Raw genomic sequence first — 3,746 nt, 5'->3', positions numbered from 1 at the left:
ATGGAACCGAAACAAGTACAATCATCCTACCTGCGTGATTGTAAAAATGCACTCAACGAACAAGGTATTCTCGTGCTCAATATCTGGCATACGGTACTTAAATCACGAGAAGAGTTAGATGAATTACTCGCGCTCGAATTTGAAAACCGAGTACTTAGTTTTGAAGTAGAAAGTGGAAACACGATCGTACTAGCATTCAAAAACGACATCCCGTCGGTGAAAAGAAAAGAACTAGTTGCTAAAGCTAAATACTTGCAAGAAGAAATGAACATTCCGATGGAACGTTATGCAGAATTACTCTGTGATACACACGGTTTATGAGGATGTTAATTCGCTAAATTATTGAAGGAGTGATCATGGAGATAGATCACCGAGATGATTTAACAATATAAAAAAATAGGTGTCGTTACGCGACACCTATTTTTATCTGTTATATTTAACCTTTCAGTTAATTATCTTTCAACCAGATGTCAGCGTTGATAGGTGCTTTGTTTTTACGTTTTTTCTTACCGCTACCTTCTGGTGGTGCCATAGGAACGTACGCTTCAATCGTTTCATCGATTTCAAAACCAGCTTCTTGTTCACGATCAAGTTTGATTTTGTTTTTCTTTTCGATGATGCTGAAATGGTGCGCATCCACATGGTCGATAAGTGATAACGCTAAACCAACTTCACCAGCACGGCCACTACGACCAATACGGTGCATGTAGTCAGCAGGACTTCTTGGTAAGTCAAAGTTGATCACAACTGGTAGTTTATCAATATCGATACCACGTGCGGCAATATCTGTCGCGATCAATACGTGGATCTGGCCAGCTTTAAAGCCGTCAAGTGTACGAATACGTGCACTCTGTCCTTTATCACCATGGAACACTTGTGATGTAACACCACGTTTAGCCAGTTTTTCTGCTAAGTGATTACAGCTGTGTTTAGAGTTAACGAAGATAAGCACTTGGCGCCATTCGTGCTTTTTGATTAAATGCGCTAATAAGGCAGTTTTTTCGCCTTGGTTAACACTAAATGCGCGTTGCACTAATGTACTCGCGTCTGCACTTTGCAATTGAATTTCAAGTGGATCGTTAAGCAATTCTTCAGTTAACGCTTTTACTTGTTCAGGGAAAGTCGCTGAGAACAATAAAATCTGTTTTTGTTTTGGCATTAACGCCATCAATGCAGATAGCTCTTCGGTAAAGCCTAGGCTTAACATACGATCGGCTTCATCTAACACTAAGGTTTTAACCATGTCTAGTTTAATAGCATTGCTTGAAATCAAATCAAGTAAACGACCAGGTGTAGCAACCAAAATATCAGTGCCGCCACGTAATGCAAGCATCTGGGTATTAACAGAAACACCACCAAACACAGCCACAGTTTTTATTTCGCCGTTTAAATGTGACGCATAAGATTTGATACTGTCAGCAACCTGCATAGCAAGTTCACGAGTTGGAACTAAAACAAGTCCAGCTACATAGTTACCTTTTGATTTAGTACTGTTTTGCTTTTCTGTAAATAAGTCTTGCAGCATAGGCAGTGCAAAAGCAGCTGTCTTACCTGAACCTGTATTAGCGCCTGCAATTAAATCACGTCCAGCTAATACACTTGGGATAGCTTGTGCTTGAATTGGCGTAGGTTGCTGATATTCCATTTCAGTTAATCGCGTTAATAAAGGCGATATAAGACCCAGTTCAGTAAAGTTGGTTGGTGCTGTTGCAGTTGTCATTAATATAAAAGACTCAAGAATAAGATAATAGCCGGCTATTTTAGCGCATTTATGCCCTATTCAGTTAGTTAAATCGTTCAAAGCCTGCTGTAATGTCATTCAATCTTGTCATAAAACGAGTTTAATACGACGTTAAGTTCCAAAAGTTAACGCAATGATAGGTAGTATACGCCACTTACATTAGTGTAATGAGTTCTGAATAAGAGAATGAAAAAAAGCCCCTAGTCATGACTGTTTTTACAGTACAACCAGAGGCTTATTAGATACTAAATTTTAGCCGTCCATTACTAGACTAATCTTTTGTAAGCTTCACATCTACCAGATTCCACTCATGAATGGTTGACTCAGGCTCTGTCTCACCTGTGCACGAGCTATTATTAGTAGAGACATAACAGCCACCGTAAGACGTAGGCTTAAACTTACGGCTGGAATGACGATAGATCACAAATGGCGTCACAGCTTCCCAGTCTCCGGAAGTTAAGTGCTCATCATTAATAACCGTAAAAGTAAGGTAACGTTGAGTCACTTCACCAGAATTAGGACAAACAACATTATCTGCCATCTCCACGGATTTAGCAGTACCATTCGAAACACTATGTATATCATAGATTGAGCTGCAGCCATCAAAACGTTGCGCATAAACCAGCACTGGCTTCGTGTTTTCTATAGTTGCTGTCTCATCGACAGGTTTCATCTTGATGATTAATTGACTTCCCGTGCCGAATTTTTTAATCTGCTCATAACTCGGCTTGATCGGAACAACCCCAGCAAAGCTTACCTTGGTTTCTTTCAGTGCCTTGAAGGCATATTGATTAAGACGGCTGGAAAAAATAGTGCCTACTTTTTCAATGGTCAAATTTTGATGCGAGGCATCTTTGCTAGGAGCTGTGACGATAATCTGTTGCTTGACGGTTTCAAGCTCCTCATAATTATCGTTTCCAGTTTCAGTAATATGTACTTCAATCGTACTCGGCTTATCATAGTTAAGTAAAGTTAACTCACCAGTGTTTGAATCAATTTCAGCTAGATCTTTTCTTAATCTTGGAGCAATAGCAAAAACTCGCTTACCAATGGCCGGTGTCGCAGGGTTCAAGTTGTATTTTTTTAGTGGTGCATATTCAACTGTAACAGGTGCTGTAGCTAGACCTGGATGAGCAGCTTTTTTCACACTTCCATGAACCGTTATATTTTTTTCCTCGTAATTGCGCGATGAAGCAATAACTTTCAAGCTGTAATCGCCACCACCTTTAATTTTCAGCTCACCTGTACTGCTATTTACTAACTCTACAGTTTGATTGCCTGTAGCCAACTCGAAACGCATTGACATATCATTAGTATCATCGTTAAAAGTTGGTTTAAGGGTCTTATCCACGGCAAACACTGCTGTTGGGTATGTAACCGCTAATGGGTTCTCTGCAGGGGCAATAGTAATGTTGAAATAGACGGTTGCACTCTCATGCTGATCCGTACCGCTGTCGGTTACTTTTATCAGCGTAGTACCGGCATTCAGTACTTTCATCGTGCCACCACTCGTTCTTACCTCATCATTCATTTCAACCACGTCAGTCGCTGAGCCATCGGCAAATTCATACCTCAATTGTCCGTGAGAACCGGAAATAGTCGATGTTTGTATTGTCGCCGGAATAGTGCTGTAGCGACTATTCACATCACCATCAGCTTTGAGCGTTGCTCCCACTTTATTGACGATAATAGGCACGTCTACGGTTTCAGATTCATTATAATTAGCACTCGCTTCACTATATAGGGAGAGTGTTGTCGAACCGGCCTTAAACAAATTGATGCAATTATTTTTTTCATTATATTTAGCAACGCTCGCATCACTATTGGCTCTTGCCGCAAGATTACCTTTGTTGCCTTGAACGTTAAGGCTGATAGCAAAAAATCCTGATTTAAAATATGTATTTAAACCAGTAAATTTAATAGCATGGTGGTCACCAGGTAAAATATAAAAAAACAATGGTAAATAATCATACTAAATATATAAATCATTTCCTGAATATTTTAA

Annotated in this window: 2 protein-coding genes and 1 pseudogene; 1 reads left to right on the top strand and 2 read right to left on the bottom strand. The window is 39.7% G+C overall.

Going from position 1 to position 3,746, the window contains the following annotated elements; translation table 11 throughout:
* Positions 1–321, top strand: a pseudogene (locus QNK26_RS07405) (ATP-binding protein); the annotation flags it as partial.
* A gap of 127 nt (positions 322–448) precedes the next feature.
* Here QNK26_RS07405 and QNK26_RS07400 read toward each other — a convergent pair.
* Both QNK26_RS07400 and QNK26_RS07395 read right to left on the bottom strand, forming a co-directional pair.
* Entirely contained in the window at positions 449–1,720 is a 1,272-nt protein-coding gene (locus QNK26_RS07400; protein ID WP_319221919.1) for a DEAD/DEAH box helicase, read from the bottom strand.
* A 292-nt stretch (positions 1,721–2,012) separates the two neighbouring features.
* Positions 2,013–3,698 (bottom strand): hypothetical protein, encoded by a 1,686-nt coding sequence (locus QNK26_RS07395; RefSeq protein WP_319221918.1) that lies wholly within the window; start codon positions 3,696–3,698, stop codon positions 2,013–2,015.
* Between the last annotated feature and the right edge of the window lie 48 nt (positions 3,699–3,746).

This window comes from Moritella sp. (genome assembly GCF_033791185.1).
Lineage (GTDB): Bacteria > Pseudomonadota > Gammaproteobacteria > Enterobacterales > Moritellaceae > Moritella.
The sequence above is the reverse complement of the archived record's forward strand: the minus strand, read 5'-3'. Positions and strand labels throughout refer to the sequence as shown.